The following is a 26,358-nucleotide window of genomic DNA, read 5'->3' on the forward strand; positions in this document are numbered from 1 at the left end:
TCAGGGCGCGATCTCTTTCAGAAAATCCGTGAGGTTGTCGGCGACGTGATGCACATGGGGCGCGTCGCCGCCCTCATGCGCAAGGCGCTGGAAACGCTCCGGCCCGCTTTCGCCCTGCGGCCTCACCCAGACTGTCTTCATGCCGAGCGCGTGCGGCACTTCGAGATTGCGCGGCAGATCCTCGAACATGGCCGCGCGTTGCGGCGCGATCCCGCTTGCCGCGATGAAGCGCTCATAGGCTTCGCGCCGGGGCTTCGGCCGGTAATCCGTCGTCACGATGTCGTAGATGCCCTCGAACACATGGCCGATGCCGAGTTGCGTGATGACATTCTCGGCATGCGCGACCGATCCGTTGGTGAAGATCACCTTGCGGCCCGGCAGCGCCGCGATGGCCCGCCCGAGCGCGGCGTCGGGCGTGACCGCGCTCACATCGATATTGTGAACATGGGCGAGAAACTGCTGCGGCTCCACGCCATGCACAGCCATGAGGCCCGCAAGAGTCGTCCCGTGCTCGACATAGAACTCCTTCTGTATGCGCTTCGCTTCCGTTTCATCGACATCGAGGAAGCGCATGATGAAGTCGCACATCTTCTCGTCGATCCGCCCGAAAAGATCGCAGGCGGGCGGATAGAGCGTGTTGTCGAGGTCGAAGACCCAGTGCTCGACATGCGCGAAGGCGTTCGCCGCCGGGCCACGCAGGGGGCTGAAATGAGAGCTGTTGTCCGTCATGGCCCTTATGTGGACCCCCAAGCGCAAGCTTGCAAGCGGGCGGCGCCGCCTTCCTCCAAATCTTAACGTAACATTAAGCGCCGGCGGGAAGACTCGGGGCCGTTCCGGAGGGTGTGGATGCGGCTCGCAAGCCTGAAAAAGCTTTTCACTTGGCGGAAGCTCCCTTCGGAGCTTCGCTACGAGGACGCGCGCCGCGCGCTCGAAAGCCGCTCGGGCGCGCTGAAGCGCGAGCTTGCCGCCCGGCCCGATGCGCCGCCAGAAACGCTCTACTATCTGGCGGGCGACGACGACCCGGCCGTGCGCTCGCTCGTCGCGGCCAATCGTTCGACGCCCATTCAGGCCGATGAAATCCTCCAGACCGATGCCGATGAGGAGGTGCGCTTGGAGCTTGCGCGCAAGATCGCCCGCATCGTGCCTGACATGCCGGAAGACGAGCGCGAGAATGTGCGGGATCGCGTGATGACGCTCCTCGAAAAGCTCGCCCGCGACGAGTTCACGCGCGTACGCCAGATCGTGGCCGAGGAAATCAAATCCTGCCCGACTATTCCCAAGCGGCTGGCGATCCGCCTCGCGCATGACGCGGAGGGCGCGGTCTGCGGCCCGGTGCTCGAATATTCGCCGCTGCTCTCCGAGGACGATCTGATCGAGATCGTCGCCACGACGCGCGTTCAGGGCGCGCTCGAGGCGATAGCCCGCCGCCGCAACATTGGCGGCGCGCTCACCGATGCGATCGTCGCGACGCTCGATATTCCGGCCATCGCCCAGCTCATCGCCAATCCGAGCGCCGAGATCAGAGAAGAAACGCTCGACAACATTCTCCGCGAGGCCGCCTCCATCGAAGCCTGGCACCTGCCGCTCGTCATGCGGCCCGCGCTGTCGCTGCGCGCGATCAGGCGCATCGCCGTTTTCGTTTCGCGTGGCCTCGTCGAGGAACTCGTGCGGCGCCACAAGCTCGACCCGGAAACGGAGATCGAGTTGAAGGCGCGCACGCAGGCGCGCATCGAGGCGCAGGCCGAGGCGCCAACATCCGACATTGTCGTCGAGCGCATCCGCAAGGCGCATGAGGAAGGCGCGCTCGGCGACGACATGGTGGCGAAAGCAGCCTCGCTTCAGCATCGCGGCGCCGTCACCCTGGCGCTGTCGCTTCTGGCAGGCGTTCCCGAAGCCACCGTCGCGCATATCATCGAGGTCAAGAGCGGCAAGGGCATCTCGGCGCTCTGCTGGCGCGCGGGCCTTGCCATGCGCACCGCGCTCGCCATCCAGATATTCGTCGCCAGTGTTCCGATCGACGCGCGTGTTCTGCCGCGCGGCGGTATCGACTATCCGATGGAGGAGCGTGAGTTGCTCTGGCACCTCCACTATTTCGGCATCGAGACGTGAGGCCTATTCGAGCGCAAAGTCGAAGCGCGCCTTGCCGCCCGTCCGGATCGGCATGAACTTCTTTTCATCGTAGCCGCGCGCGGCGCAGGCCTCGCGCCCCCTGATCTCGAAGCGCGTCGTCTTGGTGCAATAGGTTTCGCTGCCGGACCAGACAAGCGCCCGCCCGTTCTCCTTCGCGATCATGCCCTTCTCGTCCACGGCCTCCGCATAGACCGAGTAGCCGCCGGGCGCGAGCTTGCCCTTGACCGCCTTCACGCAAGCCTTGGGCTCGATCCTGATCCAGCCGCTCGACAGGCCCTGCTCTTTGGCCTCGACACCGATAGCGGCCCAGGCGAGATGGCCGGTCCTGTTGCAGATATCGAGGCCGAGGCGGTCCTGTTCCCGTTCAGCACCCTCGATGAGCGCGCCCAGCAGCGCCTCGTCGATCATGCCCGTCGGCTGCCTGCCCGCGGCTCGCTGAAAGGCCATGATGGCCCGTTGCGTCGCCTTGGCGGCGATGCCGTCGATCCGGGCGATGCGGAAGCCATTGTCTCGCAGAAGCCGCTGCACGCCCGCGACACGCGCGCGCTCCAGCGTATAGTTGCGGGGCTCGCTGAAGGTTGTCGTCCACTCGTCGCCGGAATTTGTCTCGACACGGATGAAGTTGTTGGATTCGTAGCCGCGCATGGCGCAGTTCTCGCGGCCCGTGATGGCGAAGTCTCCGGGCAGGGTGCAGAAGCGCTCATTGCCGGAAAAATATTTCACCGGCCCCTGATGTGCCTCGATTGAGCGGGCGAAGACATGATGGCTGCTCGCCCGGATCGGCCCGGCGAGAACCGAGGCGCAGGCGCCGGGAAGGATGCGCACCCATCCTTGCGAATGCCATTCCGAGTGTACGTCCGCCGGATCGGATTGAAGGGCGATGGCGCCCGCGAGCGCATAGCTCGTCGCGTTGCAGAGCCGGTAATCGGCCTTCGCCGGAAATGCCCAGAAGAGGAGGGAGAAAAACAGGAAGGAAGCGGCGATGCCCCTCGCGTCCCGGCGGGATGTGCGCGGGCGGGAAGGCATCCCGGAACTCAGCCCGCTTTCTTCTGGATGAGCGTGCCCGCGCCGTGCTCGGTGAAGAGTTCGAGCAGCACCGCATGCCGCACGCGGCCGTCGAGGATGACGACGGCCTCGACGCCGCCATCGACCGCATCGAGGCAGGTTTCGACCTTGGGGATCATGCCGCCCGAAATGGTGCCGTCCTTCATCAGCGCTTTGGCGTCATCGACCGTCAGTTCCTCGATGAGCTGACCCTGCTTGTCGAGCACGCCGCGCACATCGGTGAGAAGGAGAAGGCGCGTCGCGCCCATCGCGGCGGCGATGGCGCCCGCCGCCGTGTCCGCATTGATGTTGTAGGTGTCGCCATTCGGCGCCACGCCGACCGGCGCGATGACCGGAATTATGTCGGATTCGAGAATGGTTTCGAGAATTTCCGGGTTGATCGTTTCCGGTTCGCCGACGAAGCCGAGATCGAGGATTTTCTCGATGTTCGATTCGGGATCGTGAACCTTGTGCTCGACCTTGCGCGCGACGATGAGATTGCCGTCCTTGCCGCAAAGGCCGATGGCCTTGCCGCCCGCCCGGTTGAGCAGGGAGACGATGTTCTTGTTGATCGAGCCTGCCAGCACCATCTCGACGACCTCGACGGTCGCCTTGTCGGTGATGCGCAGGCCGCCGGAAAATTCGCTCTTGATGCCGAGCCGGTTGAGCATGGCGCCGATCTGCGGGCCGCCGCCATGCACGACGATGGGATTGATGCCCGCCTGCTTCAGCAGCACGATGTCGCGCGCGAATTCGAGCCCCAGCTCCTCGTCGCCCATGGCGTGCCCGCCATACTTCACGACGACGGTGCATTTGTCGTAGCGCTGCATATAGGGTAGGGCCTCGGAGAGGACGTTGGCGCGCTCCCTGTCCCTCGCCTCTTCGGCCGGATTGTGCGTGTGATGGTCCGGCATGGCCGCCTCGCGCTCCCTCTTATTCCGTCCGCGGTTTATAGCCGATGCTCGCAGGGTCCGCCAATGAGGCAATCTCGGCCCTGAGTTCCGCGATGCCGCTGCCCTCGACCGATGAGGTGGCGATGATCGAGGGATGCGCCGCGACATGGCGCTTGATCGCCGCGCCGACTTCCTCGAGCCTGAGCTGAAGCTCGCCCGGCTTGAGCTTGTCGGTCTTGGTCAGCACGATCTGGTAGGAGACGGCTGCCTCGTCGAGCAGCGCCATGATTTCGCGGTCGCTCTCCTTGAGCCCGTGGCGCGAGTCGATGAGGAGGAGCACGCGGCGCAGGCTGGCCCGGCCCCTGAGATAGTCCACGACGAGGCGCGTCCAGGCGGCGACCGTCGATTTCGTCTCCCGCGCATAGCCATAGCCCGGCAGGTCGACGAGCATGAGGGCGGCTTTGCCCACCGGCCCAAGCTCGAAGAAATTGAGCTGCTGCGTGCGGCCCGGCGTGTTCGATGTGCGCGCGAGCGTCGAGCGGCCTGTCAGCGCATTGACGAGGCTCGACTTGCCGACATTGGAGCGGCCCGCAAAGGCGATCTCGGCGACGCTCATCGGCGGCAGGCCGCCGAGATCGTTCACTCCGCGCAGAAAGGTGCAGGGCTGGGCGAAGAGCCAGCGCCCTGCTTCCAGCGCCTGCGCATCGTCTTGCGGGCTCTCGGTCATCAGGACCTGTCGCCGCCCGCGCCGCGCCGCGCGAAGAGCTTGTCGAGGCCGAGATTGCTGAAGATTTCGATCTTGAGCCCCTGCCGCTTCATGATGACGCCCTGCTGGAGAACCGAGAGAAGGTTGTTCCAGGCCCAGTAGATGACGAGGCCGGCCGGGAAGCTCGCCAGCATGAAGGTGAAGATCACCGGCATCCACAGGAAGATCTGCTGCTGGATGGGATCGGCGGGCGCCGGGTTCATGCGCTGCTGCACGAACATGGTGAAGCCCATGAGGAGCGGCCATGCGCCGATCATCAGGAAGGCGGGCGGCGCCCAGGGAATGAGGCCGAAGAGATTGAAGATCGTCGTCGGGTCAGGCGCGGAGAGGTCGTGAATCCAGCCGAAGAAGGGCGCGTGCCGCATTTCGATGGTGACGAAGAGCACCTTGTAGAGCGCGAAGAACACCGGGATCTGGATCAGGATCGGCAGACAGCCGGCAAGCGGGTTCACCTTTTCCTTGCGGTAAAGCTCCATGATCTCCTGCTGCTGGCGCATCTTGTCGTCCTTGTGGACTTCCTTGAGGCGTTCCATTTCGGGCTGGAGCTTCTTCATCTTGCTCATCGCCTCATAGGAGCGATTGGCGAGCGGGAAGAAGGCGAGCTTGATGAGAACCGTGATGATCAGGATGGCGATGCCGAAATTGCCGACCTGATGCGCAATGAGGTCGATCGCCTTGAAGACCGGCTGCGTCAGGAACCAGAAATAGCCCCAGTCGATGAGCAGGTTGAAGCGGTAGATGCCCTCGTCGCGATACTTGCTCACGAGCTTCGACACCTTGGCGCCCGCGAAGAGGCGGTTGTCCACCGTGGCGCTTTGGCCCGGCGCGATCGTCAGCGCCTCGTAGCGGAAATCGGCCTGGAAGGTTTCGCGCGCGGGATCGTTGCCGGGGCCCGGCTCGGCGCTGAAGCGGCCGACAAAGGGCTTGCCCGTCTGCGGAATGAGCGTCGTCGCCCAGTACTTGTCGGTAAGGCCGAGCCAGCCCTCCGTGTCGGAAACGGTCTTGGGACCGTCCTTGACGGCGGAATCATATTTGAGCGTCTGCTCGCCATTGTTCAGGAATTCGCCGATGAAGCCTTCATGCAGGAGATAGAAACTCTTGCCTTCGGGCTTGCCCGTGCGCGAGACGAGGCCATAGGGATAGAGCGTGACGGGCGCGGCGGACCTGTTTTCGATCCGGTCGGAAATCGAGAAGAGGAAATTCTGGTCGACCGAGATCGTGCGGTGGAAGACGAGGCCCTCGCCATTGTCCCATTTGAGGGTGACGGGCGTCTCCGGCGTCAGCGTCGATCCGTTCTCGAGCGTCCAGGGGGTCGTGGCGCCGGGAAGCTTCGCTGCCACGCCCGGCGCGGCGACGAAACCATATTCGGCGAAATAGGGCTTCGCGGTGCCGCGCGGCGCGAGCAGCACGACTTCCGGGCTCGTCTTGTCGACCGTCTCGCGATACTGCCTGAGGCGCAGATCGTCGAAGCGTGCGCCCCTGAGCGCGATCGAGCCGTCGAGCTGCTCGGAGGCGATCTTGACGCGCGGAGATTGCGCCAGCGCCTCGTCGGTGCCGAGCACGGTCGGGGTGATGGTGGCCCCGCTCGGAGCGAGGGTGGAGACCTCGGGCAGACGCGCGCCTTCCCCGGCGCCGGGTGTCGCCGCGGTGCCTGCGGGCTGTCCCTGCTGCTCGGAGATCGCCTGCTGGCGAGCTTTCTCGGCCTCCATGCGGGGCGTCACGACGAAATGCTGCCAGCCGACGAAAAGCAGGACCGAAAGCAGGATGGCGATGAGAAAATTACGGTTGTCACCCATGAGACGTGTCTTCCTTGCCCTCGGAATGTCGTGAGGAGTTCCGGCGCGCCTTATGCACGTTGCCGTGTACCTTGGCAAAGGCGTTGCGCAAATCGTCGAGGAGGTCGGGCCAGGCCCGGTTCAGCGTCGCCGCGCGCCCGACCAGCACGTAGTCGTAGCCTTGTTTGGCGAGGAGCGGAAGGATTTCGCCGGCGGCTGCCCTGAGACGCCGTCGCGCGCGATTGCGGACGACGGCGGAGCCGACCTTGCGTGTGACCGTGAAACCGATGCGGGGCTCCGCTTCGTCCTCGCGCTTGCGCGCCTGGAGAACGAGGCTCGTCGCCGCCCATTTGCGGCCGGTGGCCGCAGCGAGAAAATCGCGCCGCTTCCTCAATCTGTCGATATGGGGGCGGCGGTTCATGCGGCTGTCCAGAGGCCCATCCCGTCCAGAGCTGTCCCGATCCTCGGGGGCCCGTTCAGACGGCGGGACGTTCCGCCGAAACGGGTTCAGTCCGACCCGTCAGGCCGCCGTTCAGGCCGAGAGCCGCTTGCGGCCGCGCGCGCGACGGGCGGCGAGCACTTTGCGTCCACCCTTCGTCGCCATGCGCGCACGGAAACCGTGGCGGCGCTTGCGGACGAGTTCGCTCGGTTGGTAAGTCCGTTTCACGTCTCTTCTCCGGCGGATCTGGCGAGAGGTCTGGCCCGTAGCCGGGTCCAGTCCTGCCGGCACACTGGGTGCCAATAATGTGAAGAGCCGTCGGCGTTGGCACCTGACGGCTGTCTGGCGGGCTGTATAGTCGATCAGAGCCGCAAAAGTCAATGCAGGCAGGCCCGGTAAGGCCCCGGTTTCGTCATGGCCTGGCCCTCGTCACAATCAGGTGATCGGGCGAGCGGTCCGGTCCTTGCGGGGCTGCGCCCGCCCGATTCTCGGCTATGGTCGATTATCGGAAAGGCGCGCGGGCCGAAAGGCGCATGTTCGCCTTGTGTTCGTATCGTGTGTTCGTATCGGGAAGAGACATGGCCGCAGATCCGCCAGTTCCGCCGGGAGAAAGCCGCTTTTCGCTGCGGCGGCTCTGGCCTCTCGCCGTCCTCGCGGCGGGGCTCGCGCTCTTCCTTGCGCTCGGCCTCGATCGCTATGTGTCGCTCGATGCCCTGCGCGAAAACCGGCAGGCGCTGTCGGAATGGGTCGCGGCGCACAGGCTCCTTGCGATGCTGGCCTATATGGGGCTTTACGCGGCGATGGTGGCCTTTTCCGTTCCCGGCGCCCTCGTCGCGACGCTGACGGGCGGCTTTCTCTTCGGAACGCTCATGGGTGGCACGCTCACCGTCATCGCGGCGACCCTGGGCGCGACGATCGTCTTTGCCGCCGCGAAATCGGCGCTCGGCGATCTTCTGCGCGCGAAGGCGGGTTCTGCCTTGCAGCGTATGGAGGAGGGGTTCCGCGAAAATGCCTTCAGCTATCTTCTCGTGCTGCGCCTGGTGCCGATATTTCCGTTCTTTCTCGTCAATCTCGCGCCCGCCTTTCTCGGTGTCGGCCTTCCGACCTTCATCGCCGCGACATTCATCGGCATCATTCCGGGCACTTTCGTTTTCGCGAGCCTGGGCAATGGCCTTGGCGCCGTCTTCGATGCGGGCCGCTCGCCCGATCTCGGTCTCATCTTCGAGCCGCAGATCATCGGCCCCATTCTTGCGCTTGCCGCGCTCGCGCTTCTGCCCGTCATCTACCGCCGCTTTCGCCGCAATGCCTGAACAGTTTCCGGATGAGATCTCATGGTGCAAGTGATCAAGGCTGACCTTTGTGTGATCGGCGGCGGCTCCGGCGGGCTTTCGGTGGCGGCGGGCGCGGCGCAGATGGGCGCGCGCACCGTGCTGATCGAGCGCGGCGAGATGGGCGGCGACTGCCTCAATACGGGCTGCGTTCCTTCAAAGGCACTCCTCGCCGCGGCGAAACATGCCTGGCGCAGAGGGCAGGGCGCGGCCTTCGGCCTTGACGATTGCAGCTCCGAGGTGGATTTCGCGCGAGTGAACGCGCATGTGCGCGGCGTCATCGATGCGATTGCGCCGAACGATTCCGTCGCGCGTTTCGAAGGGCTCGGCGTCATCGTCGTCAAGGACCACGCGCGCTTCAAGGATGCCCGCACCGTGATCGCGGGCCGCAAGGAAATCAGGGCACGCCGCTTCGTCATCGCCACGGGCTCGCATCCGGCCCTGCCGCCAATTCCGGGGCTCGACACCGTTCCCGTCTTCACCAATGAAACGATCTTCAGCAATACCGTTTGCCCCCAGCATCTCATCGTCATCGGCGGCGGACCCGTCGGCATGGAAATGGCGCAGGCGCATCGCCGCCTCGGCGCGAAGGTGACCGTGATCGAGGCAGCGAAGGTTCTGTCCAAGGACGATCCCGAACTCGTCGCCTTCGTTACCGATCGTCTCGCGCAGGAAGGCGTCGAGATCATCGAGGGGGCGAATGTCACGCGCGTGGAAGGCGAGGCGGGTCATATCGCCGTGACCATCGGGGAAGGGGGCGATGCGCGCGTCGTCTCGGGCACGCATCTTCTCGTCGCCACCGGCCGCAGGCCCGCCGTCGAAGGGCTCGATCTCGACAAGGCGGGCATCGAGTGGGACCGGCACGGCATCAAGGTCGATACGCGCCTTCGCACGACGAACGGGCGCGTCTTTGCGATTGGCGATGTCATCGGCGGGCTTCAGTTCACCCATGTCGCGAATTATCACGCCGGCATCGTCATAAGGAATGCGCTCTTCCGCCTGCCGGCCCGTGTGGATTATGGCGCCATTCCCTGGGTGACCTATACCGATCCCGAGCTTGCCCATGTCGGCGAGACGGAGGCGGAGCTCCGCGCGCGCAACATGAAGATCAATGTCCTGCGCTGGCATCTCGCCGAAAACGACCGCGCCCAGGCCGAACACGAGACGGAAGGCGAGATCAAGGTCATCACCGACATGCACAGCCGCATCCTCGGCTGCACCATCGTCGGCCCCCATGCGGGCGAACTCATCCTGCCATGGGTGCTGGCCAGATCGCAGGGGCTGAAGCTCGGCGCCATGGCGAGCCTCGTCGTGCCCTATCCGACATTCTCCGAAATCTCCAGGCGCGCCGCCGCTTCCTATTACACGCCCACGCTTTTCAGCGGGCGGACGCGGGCGATCGTGCGCTTCCTCGGCCTTTTCGGCTGATCCGTCCTTGCCGTTTCGGAGTATGATCTTCCAGAATGTCAGGGAAGCCGGGAACGCCGCGCATGACGCATGACGATGCCGAGGGAAGGGCGATGCGCCGCATGCCGCTCCGGCTGCGTCTCGTCCATCCTCTGCGGCGGAGCCTGTCGCGCCGTCTGCTGGTGCTGACCGTCCTCTTCGTCATGCTGAGCGAAGTGCTCATCTTCGTGCCCTCGATCGCGAATTTCCGCAAGACATGGCTCGAACAGATGCTGGGCGGCGCGCAGATCGCGGCGCTCGCGCTCGAGGCGACGCCCGACAACATGGTGTCGCCTGCCTTGCAGCAGGAGCTTCTCGAGAACGCGCAGGTCTTTTCCGTCTCGCTCTATCGCAACAATGTGCACCGGCTGATGCTGAGCGAGAAGATGCCGCCCAAGGTCGATGCGGCTTACGATCTGCGCACGGCCATGGCGCCGATGCTCATCGTGGATGCCTTCCGCACGCTCCTTGCCGGCGACGGCCGCGTCATCGTGGTGACGGGATTTCCGCGTTTCGGCGCGGGCGATTTCATCCGCATCGTCGTCAGCGAAACGCCGCTCCGCCATGCGATGATCCGCTACGGGGAGAACATCTTCCTGCTTTCGCTCGTCATCTCGATCATGACGGCGAGCCTCGTCTTTCTGGTGCTGCACATCGTCTTCGTGCGGCCGATGCGGCGCATCACGGAAAACATGGTAGCCTTTCGCGAGAACCCGGAGGATGCGCGCCGCGTCATCGCGCCGTCGAGCCGCGAAGACGAGATCGGCGTGGCGGAGCGCGAGCTTGGCGCCATGCAGCACGACATTCGCGCGACGCTGAACCAGCGCGCGCATCTGGCCTCGCTCGGCGCGGCGGTGAGCCGCATCAATCACGATCTGCGGAACATTCTCGCCAACGCCCAGCTCATAGGCGACCGGATCGGCGCCGTGGAAGACCCGACGGTGCAGCATCTGGCGCCGCGCCTTTTCGCCTCGATCGATCGCGCTATCGACCTCTGCACGCGGACGCTGCGCTTCGGCCGGGCCGATGAGGAGCTGCCGCGCCGCAGCCGCTTCGAACTTGCGCCGCTACTCGAGGAGGTGCGCGAAATGTCTGGCGTGCCGGACGAGACGAAAATCCGCTGGGCGAACCAGAGCCCGCCGGGCCTCATGGCCGAAGCCGATCGCGACCATTTGTTCCGTATCCTGCTCAATCTCACCCGCAATGCCGTGCAGGCGATCCAGGAAGGCAAGGGCGGAGAAGGCGTCATCTGCATCGCCGCGCGCCGTGCGGGCGAGCATCTTCATATCGAGGTCGCGGATACGGGACCGGGCCTTGCGCCGAAGGCCCGCGAGCATCTCTTCCAGCCTTTCGCCGCAGGTGCCAGATCGGGCGGCGCGGGGCTCGGCCTTGCCATCGCAGACGAGCTTGCGCGCGGCCATGGCGGCGGAATAGAGCTTCTGGCGACAGGGAGCGATGGAACGGTCTTCCGGGTCTGCATTCCGATGGAAACGAGCACACAAGGCTGCGCCGAGGCGGAACGCCAGGGGGCGCGCCTCACCTCGCTTTCAGGTGCGCAATGAGCGCCGCTGGCCGCACCGTCCTCGTGGCCGACATAGGCGGCACCAATGCCCGCTTCGCTCTCGCGCGGGGCGATGGCGTGGAGATCGAGCTTGAGGCCGCATCCGTTCTGCCGACCGCGGATCATGCAAGCCTCGAGGACGCGCTCGGCATCTTTCTCGAGCGCAAGGGAAGGCCGCGCATCGACGCGGCCGCCATCTCTGCCGCGGGCCCCGTCAGAGGAGAAGGCGACGCGGCTGAAATCCATATGACGAACTGCGCCTGGAATATTTCCGTCAGCGCGATCGCGGTCGCGACGGGCGTTTCTCATCCCCTCCTCATGAACGATTTCGCCGCGCTCGCGCGCGCCGTGCCCTGGCTGAAGCCGGGCGATCTCCACGCCATTGGCGGCGGCGCGGCGCGGGTGGGGGCTCCCATCGCGCTTCTCGGCGCGGGCACGGGCCTCGGCGTCGCCGCCCTCGTGCCCGATGGGCGAGGCTCCCATATCGCGCTGGCCGGCGAGGGCGGTCATGCCGATCTCGCGCCGACAGATGCGCGCGAGCTTGCGGTGCTCGAACGGCTGATGGCGTCATATGGCCATGTGTCGGTCGAGCGCGTGCTGTCAGGGCCGGGGCTCGTCGCGCTTCACGCGGCGCTTTGCGCGCTTGAGGGAAAGGCGGTCGAAGGACAGCCGACAGGCGCCGACATTTCAGACTGGGCCTCGGCGGGCCGCTCACCCGTCGCCATGGAGGCCGTCTCGCTCTTCTGCGGCTGGCTCGGTTCCGTCGCCGGCAATCTCGCGCTCACATTCGGCGCTGAAGGCGGCGTCTTCATCGGCGGCGGTATCGTGCCGGGCTGGATTGCGAAGCGGCCGGGCCTCTTCGACGAGGCGCTTTTCCGCCATCGCTTCGAGGCGAAGGGGCGCTTTGCCGCCTATCTCGCGGAAATTCCCGTGCATGCGATCATGCGCGGTGATGCGGCGCTCATCGGCCTCGCCCATGCCGCCCTCGCCAGGCGTCTCTAGAAGAGACCGCCCTTCGCGAGCGTGCCGGTGACGACCGTGCCGTCGCGGCGCGGATCGGCGCCGCCATCGAGCCCCGTCGGCGTCGCACGGATGCCGTGAAGCCCGCTGCGCAGTTCCGCATCCTTCACCTCGTGGCCGAGCTGCTTCAGTTGCGGGACGAGCGTTTCGAGCGTCGTACCCTTCTCGATCTCGAGCGGGCCGTTCCGGTCGACGAAGCGGGGCAGGGCGATTGCCTCCTGCATGGGCATGTGCCAGTCGAGTAGCGCGATCAGCGTCTGCGTGACATAGCCGATGATGCGGCTGCCGCCGGGCGAGCCGATGGCGGCGAAGAACGCGCCCTTGTCGTCGAAGACGATGACCGGGTCCATCGCCGACATGGGGCGCTTGCCCGGCGCGACCGAGTTGGCGACGGGCGCCCCGTTTTCCTCCGGTACGAAGGAAAAATCCGTGAGCTGATTGTTGAGCATGAGCCCCGCCGCCATGAGGTGGCTGCCGAAGGGCGCCTCGATGGAGGTCGTCATGGAGACGACGCGGCCCTGCGCGTCGATGATGCTGAAATGGCTCGTCGAGGGGCGCGAAATGTCGCCATTGAGCCCATAGGCGTCCGCGCGCCTGTCGCCGATCTCGCCCGGCGCCGCGCGGCCCATGGAGAGGCTAGGATCGATGAGGCTCGCGCGCTTGCGCAGATAGGTCGCATCGAGCATGGCGTCGACGGGCACATGGACATGATCGGGATCGCCGATGAATTTGGCGCGGTCCGCATAGGCGAGCTTCTCGGCCTCGGCGATGAAATGCACGGCGACGAGCGACATGGGCTCGATCTGCCCCATGTCGAAATTTTCGAGGATGCCGAGAATCTGGAGCGTCGAGATGCCGCCCGATGTCGGCGGCGGCATGGTGCAGATGCGATAGACGCGATAGGGCCGGCAGATGGGCTCGCGGGGCTTGGCCTCGTAAGCGGCGAGGTCGGCGAGCGAGAGCGTGCCGGGAAGGGCGGGCGCATGGGTCACCGCATCGACGATCTTCTGCGCCACCGGGCCGGAATAGAAGCCATCGGGCCCCTTGTCGGCGATGAGCTTCAGCGTCTCCGCGAGTTCGGGATTCTTGAGGAGCGCGCCGGCCGCGAGCGGCACGCGACTGCCGTCCGCGTCCTTCGTGAAGAAGTAATCCTGCACCACCGGCATGGAGGCGAGCGCCGGGTCGCGCGCGATCGAGGCGGCGAGCTTCGGCGAAATCCTGAAGCCCTGTTCCGAAAGCCTGATCGCCGGTTCGAAAAGCCTCTTCCACGGCAGGACGCCATGCTCCTGATGGGCGAGCCAGAGCAGGCGCACGACGCCTGGCACGCCGACCGAGCGGCCGCTCAGCACGGCATCCTTGATCCCCAGCGGTTCTTTCTTGTCGTCGAGGAACATGCCGGGGGACGCGCCTTCCGGCGCCGTCTCGCGGCCGTCATAGGCGTCGAGCTTTTCGTTCTCGGGCGCCCAATGGAGCATGAACGCGCCGCCCGCGAGACCGGACGATTCGGGCTCGACGAGCGTCAGCACCGCCTGAACGGCAATCGCGGCGTCAACGGCGCTGCCGCCTTCCTTCAGGATCTGTGCGCCCGCCTCGCTCGCATAGGGGTTTGCGCTGGCGACCATATAGGGCTTGCGCGTGCCCTCGCCGAAGGTCCACCACAGCGCCACGACGACAATGAGCATTGCCATGCCGACGACCGGCAGAATTCTCTTCGGTGTCATGATCTCGTCCCCTTCGCGCCGTTTGGCCGGTCCCGAAACGCCCGGAGTCTGATAGGGTTCGGAGCGTGACCGCGCCCCCTTGGCGGCCGGCAGTGCGAGGGACAGCTTATGAACATCGGCGGCATCCGCAAGGGGCGGCTTAATCTCATCACGGATGTTGAGGATATTCTTGTCGGCAATGCGGAAGACGCGGGCGCCCGCACGGGCGTCACCGTGATCCTGCCCGGGCGGCGCGCCGTTGCCGCCGTCGATGTGCGCGGCGGCGCTCCCGGCACGCGCGAGACGGACGCGCTCGACCCTTCATGCCTCGTCGAGGAGGTCGATGGCGTCGTGCTCTCGGGAGGTTCCGTCTATGGCCTCGATGCTGCCTCGGGCGTCGTCTCCTGGCTCGGCGCGCGCGGGCGCGGCTTCGCGCTCGGAAATTCGGCCATGGTGGCGCCCGTGGTGCCCTCGGCGATCCTTTTCGATCTCACCAATGGCGGCGACAAGAACTGGGGCGAGGAGCCGCCCTATCGCGCGCTCGGGCGGCGTGCCTGCGAGCAGGCGGGCCGGAGTTTCGCGCTCGGCAATGCCGGGGCGGGGTTCGGCGCGCGGGCGGGCATGCTCAAGGGCGGGCTCGGCTCCGCCTCGGCCGTGAGCGCCGGGGGGCTTACCGTGGGGGCGATCGTCGCCGCCAATCCTTTCGGCTCCGCCATCATCCCCGGCAGCGACCGTTTCTGGGCCGCGCCTTATGAAATGGATGGCGAGTTCGGCGGCCGCGGCTGGCCGGAACGGATGGAGGGGCTTGCCGCCCGCGACCCGCTGGAGGAGACGAAGGCGGCGCAGACGGGCATGGCGGGAAAGGTTGAGGGGGGCAACACGACGATAGGCCTCGTCGCGGTCGATGCCGATCTGACGCCGGTTGAGGCGCGCCGCGTCGCCATCATGACGCAGGACGGCCTTGCCCGCGCCATCAGGCCCGTTCATGCCCCTGTCGACGGCGATGTCGTCTTCGTGCTGGCAACGGGAAGGGTCCGGCTCGGCACAGAAAATCGCGCCGGATCGGTGGCCGCGCTGGGCTCCATCGCCGCCGATTGCCTCGCCCGGGCCGTCGCCCGCGGGGTCTATGAGGCCGAAACCCTCGGGGACGCCGAGAGTTACCGCGCCAGATACGGGCGCTGAACGAAGCGCGATTTGCCCCCTCCTCGGCACTTGCCATCCGTCCTTCGACCCTTTAAGAGTTGCGCCGCTCTCGCATTGCCGACCCGGAGCGGTTGGCCCCATGGAGAGCCTGCGCCGGTAGCTCAGCTGGATAGAGCACCAGACTACGAATCTGGGGGTCGGGAGTTCGAATCTTCCCCGGCGCGCCACCATTTCCACAAATCCGGAACCAGGCTGGGCCTGCGGGCGAGAGTGCGGGCTCCGGCTGACAAATGCCGGAAGTCATGGCGCCGGTAATGTCTTGCCGCGCGGCACGGGACACTGTTGTCGCCGTCTCGCTCACCGCATCACGAACATCTCCTGGTGGAAGCGCTCGTCTACAGGCAGCCCGTGACGGGCGAAATCGCTGCGCAGCGCAGCTCCGAATCCGGCCGGGCCGCAGAACCATATGCTGGCCTCTTTCCAGTCGGACACAGCGGCGCGGATACGGTTGCCGGTGAGCAGGCCATCACGCGGGTCGTGCAGCACGTGGAGGCGTATGCCTGCTGCCTCCGCATCGGCCGTGAGCTTGGCGATGGCGTCCTCGCTCCAGTCGGCCGTGGTGTGGAAGAGATCGATTGTCTGTGGGTGCGGCCGGCTGGGATAGGCCTTTCGATCCATCGCCAACTGCTTCATCCGGGCAATAAAGGGCGTGATGCCGATGCCGCCGCCGATCCAGATCTGCCGTTCGTAGCCGTCATCGAAGGTGAAACAGCCATAGGGACCTTCGACCTTCACCGGTTGCCCGACCTGCAGCGTGTCTGGCAGGCTCTGCGTGTAGTCGCCGAGTTCCTTGGTGATGAATGTCAGCCGACGATCGGATGGATTCCAGGCGGAGGCGATCGTGAAGGGATGTGCCTCATCTGCTTCGTTCGAAGTGACGAAAGCGAATTGTCCAGGCTTATGCCCGGGCCAGCCCTGCAAGGTTTCGATGTCGCCCTCGAGCACGCGAAGGCTCGGAAAATATTGCAGCCGCGTGATCGCCCCGTCCACTTTATGGCTCGCACCCACACGGCGCGAAAGCACCACGACCGCAGCCCATGTCCCGTAGGCCATGAGGATCGCCATGACCGGGCCGAGCGGCGAGGCCCAATAGGGGAATTTCATCAGCACGACGGTGTGGAAGACCAGCACCAGATAGACTGCCGCCAGCAAGCGATGCGTCTTGTAGAAGAGCCGGTAGGGAATGCGGTGGATGAGCGCTACCGCGATCAACAACACCGCAGCGTAGAAAGCCCATTCGCCGACGGCCTCGGCGGTCCCGCGCCAGGACCGAAAGGCCTCTTCGACCGTGTTGACGGAGGCCGGTGGCGCGCCGCGCTTGGGGCGAGTGAGCCAGCCAAGGCCGACGGCCCATTTCGGACCCTGCGACCACAGCCAGTGAATGATCGCGAGCACGAGCCCACCGATGCCGAGCCACTTGTGCAGGCGGTACATCTTGTCCAGGCCGCCGATCCACCGCTCCGGCCATCGCGGCCTGAGAGCGAGGATCATGGCAAGGCTCATGCAGGTCATGGCCAGCAGGCCGCTGAGCTGAACCATGGACCCGCGAAGCGCAAAGAACCCTGACGGTTGCAGGGCGTTCGGGTCTGTCGCGAGCCAGAGCACAGTGAGCAGAACAAGCGCAGCCCAGAATACGATCTTCAAGCGCCTCATGAATGAGGTTCCTTCTACTTCGGCTCGGTAGCGCCACGATTCTGGCACTGAGCCATGCTGCAGGGTGGAACTCAACGGCGACACCGATCTTTGGAGACTACCCGGTCCCGATGAGAGCGTCCCTCCGGCAATGAGCAGATTTGAATCCAGACGCACGTCAAGGCGGGGTAATCTGGGCGAGCGCCTGGCCGCGCATCCCCGCTCACAGCGGTGCCGGCCATGGCTTCAGACACTTCCGGGGCGAAAGCAAAAAAGATGACAGAGAAGGCAAATCCGCTGGCAGGCAAGCTGGCGCCGGCATCCATGCTCGTCAATGTGCCGAGACTTGTGACGGCTTATTTCTCGGACACGCCCGATCCCGGCCTTGCCGCCCAGCGCGTCGCCTTCGGCACCTCCGGCCATCGCGGCTCCGCCTTCGATGGCGCTTTCAACGAGGCGCATATTCTGGCGATCGCGCAGGCCGTCTGCCTCTACAGGCAGCATGCCGGGATCGACGGTCCGCTTTTCCTCGGCATGGATACGCATGCCCTCTCCGAGCCCGCGCTTGCAAGCGCGCTCGAAGTCTTCGCGGCCAATGGCGTCGAGACGATGATCGACGCGGGCGGAGGATATACGCCGACCCCCGTCATTTCGCATGCGATCCTGACCTGGAACAAGGGCCGCCGGAGCGGGCTTGCCGACGGTATCGTCATCTCCCCCTCGCACAACCCGCCAGAGGATGGTGGCTTCAAATACAACCCGCCGAACGGTGGCCCCGCCGATACGGACGTTACCGGATGGATCGAGAAGGCGGCCAATGGTTTTCTCGAGCGGGGACTCGAAGGGGTGCGCCGCGTGCCGCTCGCCCGCGCACGGAAGGCAGCGTCGGTCCACGCCCATGACTACATTACCCCCTATGTGAGCGACCTCGCCAATGTCGTCGACATGGATGCGATCCGGGCGAGCGGCGTGAGGATCGGCATCGATCCGCTCGGGGGCGCCGCCGTGCATTACTGGGCGCCGCTCATCGAGCGCTATGGCATCGCCGCAACGGTCGTGAACGATGCCGTCGATCCGACATTCCGCTTCATGACGCTCGACCGGGACGGAAAGATCCGCATGGATTGCTCCTCGCCCTATGCGATGGAGCGGCTGGTCGGCATGAGCGGCAAGTTCGATATCGCCTTCGCCAACGATACCGATGCCGATCGCCACGGCATCGTCTGCCCGTCCTCGGGGCTGATGAACCCCAATCACTTTCTCGCCGCCTCGATCGCCTATCTCTACGCGAACCGCCCGGACTGGGGGGCGGGAAGCGCCATCGGCAAGACGGTCGTCAGCAGCGGCATGATCGACAGGCTCGCCGGCAAGATCGGCCGCGCCCTTGTCGAGGTGCCGGTCGGCTTCAAATGGTTCAGCCCCGGCCTGATCGACGGATCGGTCGCATTCGCAGGCGAGGAAAGCGCGGGCGCCTCCTTCCTCCGGCGCGATGGCACGGTGTGGACGACCGACAAGGACGGCATCATTCTCGGCCTGCTCGCGGCGGAAATGACAGCCCGCATCGGCAAGGACCCGAGCGCTATCTATCGCGATGCCACGGGCGATCTCGGTGTCTCCTGGTACGAACGCATCGACGCGCCCGCATCGGCGGCGCAGAAGGCCGCGCTGAAGAAAGCCACGCCCGAGGGCATAGCGGCGCGCGAACTCGCCGGAGAAGAAATCGTGGCGAAGCTCGACAGGGCGCCCGGCAACGGCCAGCCGATCGGCGGCATCAAGGTGATCGCGAAGAATGGCTGGTTCGCGGCCCGGCCATCCGGGACGGAGGACGTCTACAAGATTTACGCCGAGAGCTTTCTCGGCATGGATCATCTGCGCCGCATCCAGCAGGAGGCGCAGGCGGTCGTCGACGGGCTGGTCCGGCAGGGATAGGCGATAGGACACTCGACGCGCCATACGGAAAAGCCCGGCCGCTCGCGGCCGGGCTGTCGCTTCAGTTCCGTTCCCGCTCAGAAGGCGTAGGAAAGCGAGGCGCTGGCGAAGTCCTTGTCCACCATCGCGTTCCTGTAGCGGTTGCCGAAGCTCGAGGCATAGTCGAGGCTGAGCTTGTAGGCCGACTTGTAGTCGAAATCGACGCCCGCGCCGACCGTCTTCACGCCTTCCACGAAGCCCGGCCCGATCGGTCCTGCCGAATATCCCTTCACGTCATGCGCGAAGAAGACGCGCGGCGTCGCTGTCACCGCCGTTCCCATGAATGAGTTGTATTGCATCATGGCGAGCAGGCGATAACCCCACGAGAAGGACGATGCATATTGCGGAGCGATGACGCATCCCGTCGTCGTGCGGCAGGAGTCTCCAAGCACGGTTGCCATGCCCGCATTCGGATGCGTTTCGCCGGAGCGCGGGATCATGAACCGGTTGCCGCTCGCATCGGGCAGATACTGGAAGCCCGCATTGGCGACCAGAACCAGCAAGTCGCCACGCGCCGCCTGCACGAGCCAGTTGGAGGGCGTGAAGGTGCTCAGAGTGTAGGCCTGGCCATGCAGCGCGCGCGTGCGCTGATAGCCGGGAATGACATCTCCGGGCCGAACGGGCGCACCCTGATAGATCGCCTGCTGGCCGGGCTGCGCCGTGAATCCCGCATTGACGAAATCCGCGCCGAGAAGCTCGGTGGTGTCGATCTGGAAGGGCATGTCGGTGAAGAAGGCGAGCTCGCCCGAAAAGGCCGTGCCGTTCATGAAGTTGGCGATGGTGGTGTTGAAGCTCGTGCCGATCATGTGAATGTCTTCGGGAAACTGCGCGAGCAGATATTTGCCGCTGGTTCGCGAATCGAGCCCCTCGGCGCCGCCGCATGTCGAGATCGGCTGGCCGGCTTCGTTCGTCAGCAGCGTGATCGTGCAGGCCGGGCTCGTCATGTCGCCGCCCGAGAGCAGCGCGACGGTGGAGAGCATCGTCTGGTTGGAATTGGCCGTGAAGGTGCCGATCGGCAGCTTGTCGTGGAAGTTCACGAAATAGGCGCCGAGATCCGTTCCGTCATTGAGCCAGTCGGCATAGTAGCGAAGCGCCGCGCCCCATTGCCCGCTGTTACGCGCGCTCTGCGAGGCGCCGCGCTGAACGAAAAGCGGATCGGAAAGGCCGGTCGTCGAGCGCGGCGAGCCATCCGGCAGCGAGTAGAATTCGCCATTGCTGAGCGCATAGGCGCAACCGTCGGCCAGCGCATCGCTCGGCGCGAAGAAGGTGCCGCAGGGAGGAAGCGGTGACTTGTTCCATTCAAGAATATACATCGCCTCGAGCGTGAAGTTTGCGGGCAGGCCGAGGCTCGCATAGGCAGTGTTCTGCGGCAGGAACACTTCCTTGAGTTCCGTGCCGGGTTTCGTGAAGGCGGCGACATCGAGCGGCAGATAGGAGGAAATGCCGCCGGGAATGAACGTGCTTTCGCCCCAGTTTACGGCCTGCCGGCCGATGCGGACATTGAGCGGCAGATCGCCGAAGACATTGAAGTCGGCATAGGCGAATGCGTCGAGCAGCTTCATCTGACGCAGTTCGCGATTATAGGCGTCGTCGCCGCGATAGAAATCCTGGAGCGGGCGGCGCTGGCGCGTCGGCGCCGTGATGGGGCCGTAATCGCCAGAGCCGTCGCCGAGCTTGTAGGCGACCGGATCCCAGAACGCCTTGGCGCGCACGAAGGCACCGAAGTTCTGCCACTTGGCGCCGAGTTCCGAGATGATTTTCAGCGGTGCGGAGATGAGTTCGCCGCGTTCGACGTTCACATTGCCGTCATCCGAATTCACATCGTAATCGGCACCGTTGGAGCTTGTGCAGCCGCCATTGTAGACGGAGATGTGATCGCAGGATTGGCGCGATGTGCGGATGCTCGCCGCGACCGAGGCCGTGTTGTCGAGAGTGACGTCGACATCGCCGAAATTGTACTGCGCCGCCGACGCCGGCAAGGCGAATGACACGGCGCCGAAGAGCGCGATGGCCGGAATGAGGTTTCTGGCATTCAGGCGGGACTGAGGCCGCATTGTTCTCCCCTCTGCGATTGTTACGCTACGCGGGGCGTTGCCCGCTTCAGTGCTTCGCGCATGAGGATTCCCGCTCACGCGCGCTGTGGCTGCGAGGGTCTATTTCGGAATGAAAGCGGCCTTCGGGTGAGGTCCGGTCCGGCCAAAGCGGGGGTCCGATGTGGACCGGCCATCAAACTCGAAGCGCCCGACAATTCCCCACAATGTGGCCGACGAAAATCGAAAGAAACGTGTACGGATCGTTTGGTTTTCGCGTCGTCGGTACGCGCGTCGCAATCTTCTTCCGTTCGCTCACACGGGGCCCCTGCCGCGGTTGCCGCTGCGCGGTTTCGGACCTATGGTCCGGTTGGGTGAGGTCCGATGTGGCCAAAGACGAGAGCGGATATGGGCAGGAGATGAAAGTCCAGGCCGCATATGTTTTTGCATTCGCGCGGATCTTGCGCGAGACGGGGCACGACCCCTCCCTTCTGACCGGCGCCGCCGGGCCGCTCGAAGAGGAAGAGTTCTACCGGCTCTGCGGCAGGGCCGTGGCGCTCACCGGCGATCCCTCGCTAGGCCTTCGCTTCGGCAGCTCGCTTCATCTCGGTTCTCACGGCGTGCTCGGCCATGCGCTGATGAGTTGCCGCACGCTTCGTCAGGCCGCCGAGTTTCTGGTTCGCCACAATCCCGTGGGCACGGCCCAGAGGAGCATCCGCTTCGCCTTCGATCAGGAAGGCGTGGTGCTCACCCTGACGCCATCGGTGGAGGTACCGGGCGCGCCGGCCTTTCTGCCGGAAGCCTTTTTCGCGGCGACCGTGACCGCGCTCGAGGAGCTTATCGGCGCCGATCTTGAGGGCTGCCGGCTCGAATTCGCCTTCAGGCCGCAAATGCCGGAGGAGATATACCGGCGCTATCTGAGACTGCCGATCGCTTTCGACAGGCCGGCCAACCGGCTGATCGGCCCGCGCGAGGCGGTGGACAGGCCGCTTGCCGCCGCCGGCAATGCGATCGCCGATATGTTTGTCCGCCAGTGCGGAGAGCTGCTGCGCAAGCGCGGGCAGACGGAGAGCTGCGCGCTCGATGTCCGGCGCATCCTGGCTGGCGAGCGCGGGCATCTTCTCAATGAATATGAGGTTGCGAGAGCGCTCAATATCAGCAGCCGCACGCTTCGCAGGAGACTTCTGGGCGAGGGCGAATCCTTCCAGCTCATACGCGACGACGTGCGCAACGGGCTCGCTAAATCATGCCTCTGGGAAACGGAACTCAGCGTCGCTGAGATCGGCGCGCTTCTCGGCTTCGAGGATACGGCGAATTTTCGTCGCGCCTTTCGGCGCTGGAATGGATGCTCGCCGCAGAGGTTCAGAGCGGCCCGCCTCGGGGCGGAGCGGATGAGAGAGATGCCGGAGGCGCACGCAGCTTCGTCCCGCAATCGGGATGAGAGGCGCGGAGCCTCGATGCAGGCGCTCACATAACTCGACGCAATTCCCAATGACCTCGCCCGTCTGCGGCAGCAGACTCGCATCGTACCCGTTCGAAACCGGGTAAGCGCTTGAGTTGTCGGTCTCGACCGGCGGCGAGACCCGATCGGGAAGACGGCGGAGATCCGAGCGAATGCCCCCCAAGCTCCATGCTTATGGCTCGACGCTGTCTTCCCGAACCCGCCCGGTCCCGCTTCGGTCGGAACCGGCAACTCTCCGCACCTGCCGGGAATGTCACGGTCCGATCGCCGGTCGATCTTCGTGGCGTGTCCCGAGGCTTGAAACACTCATCGAATGACGGAACGGCGGCTCATGTCGGATGAAATCACAACCCTTCCCGCATCACTGACGATCGCCAGCAGGGCGTTCGGCCGCGTCGTGCAGTTGCCCTCTCTCGGAGAGGTGCTCGAATCGGAGGAGCTGAGCCGCGCCCTTCTGGAAGTCGCGCGCTGGCCATACGGGCCGGAATGCCTGAATTGCAAGACGCTCGGCGCCGCGTGCCGCCTCACGACGCGGCCGGGATTGTGGACCTGCAAGGCGTGCCGCCGCTGCCAGTACAGCGTGACATCGGGAACGCCGCTCCATGGCACCCGCGTATCGCTGACATCCTGGGTCGTCCTTCTCCACATTCAGGAGGTTCGCCGCCAGCGCCCCAGCATATCGCAGGTGAGCCGCAAGCTCGGCGTGAGTTACCTGACGGCGAAGAGCATGCTGCTCAGGCTCGACGAGCTGCGCGCCACCATGCCCGCCATGTCGGAGCGCATCCGCTCGCAGCTTCTGGATTTGTCCCTCGGACGTCCGGCATCGCCGCCGGAGCAGATTCCGGCGACGTCCCTCATCAGAGGTTGACGGCGGCTTCCGGCTCGATCTCGCCAAAGGTCGATTTGAGGAAGCTCATCAGCTTGGGCAGCTCGACGGGTTTGGGAAACGCCATCACGGCGCCGCAATCGGTGCTGATCGCATATTTCAGCGCATCGGTGTCGCCGGTCATGAGGATGATGACCGCGCGATGATCGAGGTTGCGCGCGGCATCCGCGACGCGAACGCCATCCCATCCGGGCATGTTGACGTCGAGCATCATGATGCGGGGCCGGTGCCGGGCGATCAGCTCGACGGCGTGGTGGCCGTCATGCGCCCTTATGACGGAGAAGCCAGCATGCTCGAGGAAATCGCTCATCTCGGCGAGTTGTGCTGGATCGTCGTCGGCAACGAGGACATTGGCCTGCATGATCCGGACGGCTCCTCTCAGAGTTTCCATGCTGCCATAATGAGGCGCCCGGAGTGATTAAGAGTTCGTAAATGATCGCGGCGCGCGGCCTTCAGATTTGTGCTGTTTTGTCGTCGCCGGCGCTGGCGAGCGCCTTCTCCAGCGCGGCGAGCGTCACCGGCTTGCCCAGAAAGCCGCCAAGTCTGATTCCATAGGGCTGCGCGAGCGTCTCGGCCATGGCGATCAGGGAAGGTTCCGCCGCCGAGACGATGAAGACGGTGAGAGCGTCCTTCCCCTTGTAGTCGCGGATCGCACGCAATGCCTCGAAACCATCGAAATCGGGCATGTGAAGATCGAGGAGCAGAAGCTGCGGCTCGACCGAGGCAAGAAGCGCGGCAAACCGGCTGTTTCCGTTCCGTGTCGTGACTTCATATCCATGGCGCGCCAGCGCCTCGGCGCATTCTTCCGCGAAGGCTTCATCGTCGTCATAGACGAGCGCGCGGCGAAGCTGAATATCGGCGTTCATGTGTCGTAACTCCCTGCGCTCCGGGGCGTCCGGGTAACCGTGTGAACGGATGTGAAGGCTGCGCTCTCCATACGCCTACTCGACAAGCATTGGCGTGCATTTCACGCCGGAGAGGGTTACGTCCATGTTTCCTAGCCGCACGCCCAGCGCCTGCAAGGCAGGCATCAGAACGGTGCCGAGCGTTTGAACCAGCGTCGAGACGGTCGTGTTGATGAGCGGCGTGACGAGAGGGATGGACGGCGTGACGCTCAGCGAGTTTCTGAGGTTCGGCAGAAGCGAGGCGCCGGGATCGGTGCCGCTGACCCTTTGCGTCTCGCCGATGCTGGCGAATTTCAGTTCGGTCGGGCCGGCGCCGGCGGCGGTCGCGCTGCCCGAGATGGTGATGAGACTGAAACCCGCGAGCGACACCTGAGCCGCGCCGGGAGTGGGCGCCGAGGAAAAATCGACGAGCGCCTGATTGCTGACGGTCGCGAAGCGGGCTGTCGCCGCGCCGGCTGTGCTTGCGATGTGGGCGAGGTCGCTCATCTGGCAGGGTATGGCGCTGGCGGTTGCGGTACCTTCCGCCCCTTCGATGTAGATGGGCACGGAAATGCCCGTCGCAGGCAATACCAGGGGAATTGCGATCGTGGCGTTCAGGACGATGGCGATCCTTATCTGGGCGGTGTGGATCGTCGTGCCCGCAGGACCGATGGCGAATCTCATCGGCGCGCCTATGGCGAGCTTCGCGCTCGTCACATTGGGGATGCCGAGCCCGAGGCCGATGGTCTTTCCTGTGCTGGCTGAGCCGATCGAGGACTCGATGATGTCGAGGATGGAAAGCCGCGCCGCGCTGCTGCCCTGGCCGACGGCCTTGCCCGAGAAATAACCCGCATCGACGACATCGCCGATTCTCATGCTGGTGCCGGACGGCACACGGCCCGCGATCATGTTGATGCCGGACAGGGCGACGCTCGTATCCGATGAGCCATCGGACCCGTTTTGCAGCGCTTCCGCTGCCGCATCGAGAACTTGCCCGATGCTGGCATTTGCGTTCAGGAGGTCGCCATAGCTCGATCCTGCGCCGAGCCCGACCTTCGTCGCCAATGCGTCGAGAAAGGACAGCGCATCGACCTGCGCCCGGGCGAGCGCCTGATAGTCGGCGAGCGAAAGCGAGACGGAGCTTCCGAGAAGGCTGCTCAGGATCGAATTGATGACCCCGGCATCGAGATTTGCAAGCTGGGTGCCCGCGCCGAAGGCGATGGTCGGTGAGATCGTGGCCGTCGCTCTCGCTGTGATATTGGCGAAGTTCGAGAGGCCAAGCGCGCGGGAGAAGTACATGCGCGCCGTCGCCTGTGTCGAGACGCGCACGGCGTTGATCATCGCGGGGTCGTTCGTGGGGGTGAAGCGCTGGCCGGCCGCTTGCGAGCTGTCATAGCGGCCGAGCTCCGCCGATCCGAGATTCCCCGCATCGAAGCCGTTCCGCGCGAGTGCATCGCCGGCGGCGGGTGGCGCGTTTTCGAGCTTCGGCGCGGCGGGGAGCCCCGCCGCACCCGGCGCGGCCTGTAGCGTCCGACGCGCGAGAAGCATTGAGCCGGCATCGACAACGACCGCCGCAAGGGCGATGACGAGGACCAGCACGCCTGCGGCAATGACCGACACGATGCCCGCTTCGCACGACCCGAAGCTGCGCCCGCCGCGCCGCGCGGCACATACGCGAAGCTGCCATTTTGGCGATGCGTGATCGGCCGGTATCAAGGCGAGCACCTCCTTCATGCAGCGCATGATCGGACGAAGTTGCAGAAGAGTGAAGACCCGGCCGCTTTACTTTGGCGTTAACGCCGTTCCCGGATCGGGACCGGTGTGTGAGCATCCTGACATATCTGCACAGATCAGCACACAGAGCACGTGGGTGTTGGACTACAAGAAATGAGGCCGGGAGCCGCGCGCTCCAGCGGTCGCTCTTCAATTCGTCCGTCAGTGGAGGTGTTCGTGTTGAGGATGGCAGCTTTCAGAAAGGCGCTCATGATTTCGTCGGCATGTCTGATGCTTGCGGCATGCGCGACAGACAAGATCTCCTATTCCTCGGAAGTCGGCGGAGGCACTCCGGGAACGCCGGGCGCACCGGGTGCGCCGGGAGAGCCGGGCTCGCCCGGAAGCCCCGGCGCGCCGGGTCTGCCGGGTTCGTTTCTTGGCGACGGCGGCGCGTTGGGCAGCGGCCTCGGCGTCGCGG

22 protein-coding genes, 1 tRNA gene and 1 pseudogene are annotated in these 26,358 nt (G+C 65.1%); 11 read left to right on the forward strand and 13 right to left on the reverse strand.

What is annotated here, in order from left to right; translation table 11 throughout:
* Positions 1–729 (reverse strand): pyrimidine 5'-nucleotidase, encoded by a 729-nt coding sequence (locus PKA57_RS11615; protein WP_324300712.1) that lies wholly within the window; start codon positions 727–729, stop codon positions 1–3.
* A gap of 117 nt (positions 730–846) precedes the next feature.
* Between PKA57_RS11615 and PKA57_RS11620 the strand changes: the two genes are divergently transcribed.
* Positions 847–2,109 carry a DUF2336 domain-containing protein gene (locus PKA57_RS11620; protein ID WP_324300714.1) on the forward strand — a complete coding sequence of 421 codons (1,263 nt, stop codon included), beginning with the start codon at positions 847–849 and terminating at the stop codon, positions 2,107–2,109.
* Positions 2,110–2,112: 3 nt separating this feature from the next.
* On the opposite strand, the gene PKA57_RS11625 is transcribed toward PKA57_RS11620, so the two are convergent.
* From PKA57_RS11625 to rpmH, 6 genes are all read right to left on the reverse strand, one after another.
* Positions 2,113–3,156 carry a DUF1036 domain-containing protein gene (locus PKA57_RS11625; RefSeq protein WP_324300716.1) on the reverse strand — a complete coding sequence of 348 codons (1,044 nt, stop codon included), beginning with the start codon at positions 3,154–3,156 and terminating at the stop codon, positions 2,113–2,115.
* A gap of 8 nt (positions 3,157–3,164) precedes the next feature.
* The gene (argB, locus tag PKA57_RS11630) at positions 3,165–4,088 is read right to left on the reverse strand and encodes an acetylglutamate kinase (RefSeq protein WP_324300718.1); all 924 of its coding nucleotides are present in this window, start codon (positions 4,086–4,088) and stop codon (positions 3,165–3,167) included.
* A 19-nt stretch (positions 4,089–4,107) separates the two neighbouring features.
* Complete coding sequence (gene yihA / locus PKA57_RS11635; RefSeq protein ID WP_324300720.1) at positions 4,108–4,794, reverse strand: ribosome biogenesis GTP-binding protein YihA/YsxC; 687 nt, start codon at positions 4,792–4,794, stop codon at positions 4,108–4,110.
* Positions 4,794–6,629, reverse strand: coding sequence for a membrane protein insertase YidC (yidC, locus tag PKA57_RS11640; RefSeq protein WP_324300722.1), 1,836 nt, complete (start codon positions 6,627–6,629; stop codon positions 4,794–4,796). The genes yihA and yidC overlap by 1 nt, the downstream gene beginning before the upstream one ends.
* Entirely contained in the window at positions 6,622–7,029 is a 408-nt protein-coding gene (rnpA, locus tag PKA57_RS11645) for a ribonuclease P protein component (protein WP_324300724.1), read from the reverse strand. Before rnpA ends, yidC begins: the two co-directional genes overlap by 8 nt.
* A gap of 111 nt (positions 7,030–7,140) precedes the next feature.
* Positions 7,141–7,275 carry a 50S ribosomal protein L34 gene (rpmH, locus tag PKA57_RS11650; protein ID WP_324300726.1) on the reverse strand — a complete coding sequence of 45 codons (135 nt, stop codon included), beginning with the start codon at positions 7,273–7,275 and terminating at the stop codon, positions 7,141–7,143.
* A gap of 350 nt (positions 7,276–7,625) precedes the next feature.
* Between rpmH and PKA57_RS11655 the strand changes: the two genes are divergently transcribed.
* The 4 genes from PKA57_RS11655 to glk are packed head-to-tail and all read left to right on the forward strand — an operon-like array spanning position 7,626 to position 12,384.
* Positions 7,626–8,357: a TVP38/TMEM64 family protein gene (locus PKA57_RS11655; RefSeq protein WP_324300728.1), complete on the forward strand. Its 732-nt coding sequence runs from the start codon at positions 7,626–7,628 to the stop codon at positions 8,355–8,357.
* 21 nt (positions 8,358–8,378) lie between these two features.
* Positions 8,379–9,803 carry an FAD-dependent oxidoreductase gene (locus PKA57_RS11660; protein WP_324300730.1) on the forward strand — a complete coding sequence of 475 codons (1,425 nt, stop codon included), beginning with the start codon at positions 8,379–8,381 and terminating at the stop codon, positions 9,801–9,803.
* Between the two features lie 35 nt (positions 9,804–9,838).
* Complete coding sequence (locus PKA57_RS11665) at positions 9,839–11,383, forward strand: HAMP domain-containing sensor histidine kinase (protein WP_324300732.1); 1,545 nt, start codon at positions 9,839–9,841, stop codon at positions 11,381–11,383.
* On the forward strand, positions 11,380–12,384 hold the full coding sequence (glk, locus tag PKA57_RS11670) for a glucokinase (RefSeq protein WP_324300734.1): 1,005 nt from the start codon (positions 11,380–11,382) through the stop codon (positions 12,382–12,384). The genes PKA57_RS11665 and glk overlap by 4 nt, the downstream gene beginning before the upstream one ends.
* Here the strand turns inward: glk and ggt are convergent.
* A complete protein-coding gene (gene ggt / locus PKA57_RS11675) occupies positions 12,381–14,123 on the reverse strand; it encodes a gamma-glutamyltransferase (RefSeq protein ID WP_324300736.1) in 1,743 nt (580 codons plus the stop codon). The two genes, glk and ggt, sit on opposite strands and share 4 nt — an antisense overlap.
* A gap of 108 nt (positions 14,124–14,231) precedes the next feature.
* Between ggt and PKA57_RS11680 the strand changes: the two genes are divergently transcribed.
* Positions 14,232–15,284: a P1 family peptidase gene (locus tag PKA57_RS11680; RefSeq protein ID WP_324300738.1), complete on the forward strand. Its 1,053-nt coding sequence runs from the start codon at positions 14,232–14,234 to the stop codon at positions 15,282–15,284.
* Between the two features lie 111 nt (positions 15,285–15,395).
* A tRNA-Arg gene (locus PKA57_RS11685) sits at positions 15,396–15,472 on the forward strand.
* A 130-nt stretch (positions 15,473–15,602) separates the two neighbouring features.
* On the opposite strand, the gene PKA57_RS11690 is transcribed toward PKA57_RS11685, so the two are convergent.
* On the reverse strand, positions 15,603–16,958 hold the full coding sequence (locus PKA57_RS11690) for a ferric reductase-like transmembrane domain-containing protein (protein ID WP_324300740.1): 1,356 nt from the start codon (positions 16,956–16,958) through the stop codon (positions 15,603–15,605).
* A 255-nt stretch (positions 16,959–17,213) separates the two neighbouring features.
* Here PKA57_RS11690 and pgm point away from each other — a divergent pair, with 255 nt between their 5' ends.
* Complete coding sequence (gene pgm / locus PKA57_RS11695; protein ID WP_324300742.1) at positions 17,214–18,866, forward strand: phosphoglucomutase (alpha-D-glucose-1,6-bisphosphate-dependent); 1,653 nt, start codon at positions 17,214–17,216, stop codon at positions 18,864–18,866.
* Between the two features lie 77 nt (positions 18,867–18,943).
* Here pgm and PKA57_RS11700 read toward each other — a convergent pair whose 3' ends face one another.
* Positions 18,944–20,959 carry a DUF1302 domain-containing protein gene (locus tag PKA57_RS11700; protein ID WP_324300744.1) on the reverse strand — a complete coding sequence of 672 codons (2,016 nt, stop codon included), beginning with the start codon at positions 20,957–20,959 and terminating at the stop codon, positions 18,944–18,946.
* A 395-nt stretch (positions 20,960–21,354) separates the two neighbouring features.
* Between PKA57_RS11700 and PKA57_RS11705 the strand changes: the two genes are divergently transcribed.
* Positions 21,355–22,410: an AraC family transcriptional regulator gene (locus tag PKA57_RS11705; protein ID WP_324300746.1), complete on the forward strand. Its 1,056-nt coding sequence runs from the start codon at positions 21,355–21,357 to the stop codon at positions 22,408–22,410.
* Positions 22,411–22,728: 318 nt separating this feature from the next.
* A complete protein-coding gene (locus tag PKA57_RS11710; RefSeq protein WP_324300747.1) occupies positions 22,729–23,265 on the forward strand; it encodes a transposase in 537 nt (178 codons plus the stop codon).
* On the opposite strand, the gene PKA57_RS11715 is transcribed toward PKA57_RS11710, so the two are convergent.
* The 3 genes from PKA57_RS11715 to PKA57_RS11725 form a co-directional block, all read right to left on the reverse strand.
* Positions 23,255–23,644, reverse strand: a complete 390-nt coding sequence (locus tag PKA57_RS11715) for a response regulator (protein ID WP_324300750.1) — start codon at positions 23,642–23,644, stop codon at positions 23,255–23,257. The two genes, PKA57_RS11710 and PKA57_RS11715, sit on opposite strands and share 11 nt — an antisense overlap.
* 91 nt (positions 23,645–23,735) lie before the next feature.
* On the reverse strand, positions 23,736–24,149 hold the full coding sequence (locus PKA57_RS11720; RefSeq protein ID WP_324300752.1) for a response regulator: 414 nt from the start codon (positions 24,147–24,149) through the stop codon (positions 23,736–23,738).
* Between the two features lie 75 nt (positions 24,150–24,224).
* A complete protein-coding gene (locus PKA57_RS11725; protein WP_324300754.1) occupies positions 24,225–25,787 on the reverse strand; it encodes a TadG family pilus assembly protein in 1,563 nt (520 codons plus the stop codon).
* Between the two features lie 339 nt (positions 25,788–26,126).
* On the opposite strand from PKA57_RS11725, the pseudogene PKA57_RS11730 reads away from it, so the two are divergent.
* Positions 26,127–26,358: pseudogene (locus tag PKA57_RS11730) on the forward strand (hypothetical protein); the annotation flags it as partial.

The sequence above is a fragment of the Parvibaculum sp. genome, from assembly GCF_035325945.1.
GTDB lineage: Bacteria > Pseudomonadota > Alphaproteobacteria > Parvibaculales > Parvibaculaceae > Parvibaculum.

Bases quoted from the DNA above. Each gene is read 5' to 3' on its own strand.
- PKA57_RS11615 (WP_324300712.1), bottom strand. From the start codon at position 729: ATGACGGACAACAGCTCTCATTTCAGCCCCCTGCGTGGCCCGGCGGCG.
- PKA57_RS11620 (WP_324300714.1), top strand. From the start codon at position 847: ATGCGGCTCGCAAGCCTGAAAAAGCTTTTCACTTGGCGGAAGCTCCCT.
- PKA57_RS11625 (WP_324300716.1), bottom strand. From the start codon at position 3,156: ATGCCTTCCCGCCCGCGCACATCCCGCCGGGACGCGAGGGGCATCGCC.
- argB (WP_324300718.1), bottom strand. From the start codon at position 4,088: ATGCCGGACCATCACACGCACAATCCGGCCGAAGAGGCGAGGGACAGG.
- yihA (WP_324300720.1), bottom strand. From the start codon at position 4,794: ATGACCGAGAGCCCGCAAGACGATGCGCAGGCGCTGGAAGCAGGGCGC.
- yidC (WP_324300722.1), bottom strand. From the start codon at position 6,629: ATGGGTGACAACCGTAATTTTCTCATCGCCATCCTGCTTTCGGTCCTG.
- rnpA (WP_324300724.1), bottom strand. From the start codon at position 7,029: ATGAACCGCCGCCCCCATATCGACAGATTGAGGAAGCGGCGCGATTTT.
- PKA57_RS11655 (WP_324300728.1), top strand. From the start codon at position 7,626: ATGGCCGCAGATCCGCCAGTTCCGCCGGGAGAAAGCCGCTTTTCGCTG.
- PKA57_RS11660 (WP_324300730.1), top strand. From the start codon at position 8,379: ATGGTGCAAGTGATCAAGGCTGACCTTTGTGTGATCGGCGGCGGCTCC.
- PKA57_RS11665 (WP_324300732.1), top strand. From the start codon at position 9,839: ATGTCAGGGAAGCCGGGAACGCCGCGCATGACGCATGACGATGCCGAG.
- glk (WP_324300734.1), top strand. From the start codon at position 11,380: ATGAGCGCCGCTGGCCGCACCGTCCTCGTGGCCGACATAGGCGGCACC.
- ggt (WP_324300736.1), bottom strand. From the start codon at position 14,123: ATGACACCGAAGAGAATTCTGCCGGTCGTCGGCATGGCAATGCTCATT.
- PKA57_RS11680 (WP_324300738.1), top strand. From the start codon at position 14,232: ATGAACATCGGCGGCATCCGCAAGGGGCGGCTTAATCTCATCACGGAT.
- PKA57_RS11690 (WP_324300740.1), bottom strand. From the start codon at position 16,958: ATGAGGCGCTTGAAGATCGTATTCTGGGCTGCGCTTGTTCTGCTCACT.
- pgm (WP_324300742.1), top strand. From the start codon at position 17,214: ATGACAGAGAAGGCAAATCCGCTGGCAGGCAAGCTGGCGCCGGCATCC.
- PKA57_RS11700 (WP_324300744.1), bottom strand. From the start codon at position 20,959: ATGCGGCCTCAGTCCCGCCTGAATGCCAGAAACCTCATTCCGGCCATC.
- PKA57_RS11705 (WP_324300746.1), top strand. From the start codon at position 21,355: ATGAAAGTCCAGGCCGCATATGTTTTTGCATTCGCGCGGATCTTGCGC.
- PKA57_RS11710 (WP_324300747.1), top strand. From the start codon at position 22,729: ATGTCGGATGAAATCACAACCCTTCCCGCATCACTGACGATCGCCAGC.
- PKA57_RS11715 (WP_324300750.1), bottom strand. From the start codon at position 23,644: ATGCAGGCCAATGTCCTCGTTGCCGACGACGATCCAGCACAACTCGCC.
- PKA57_RS11720 (WP_324300752.1), bottom strand. From the start codon at position 24,149: ATGAACGCCGATATTCAGCTTCGCCGCGCGCTCGTCTATGACGACGAT.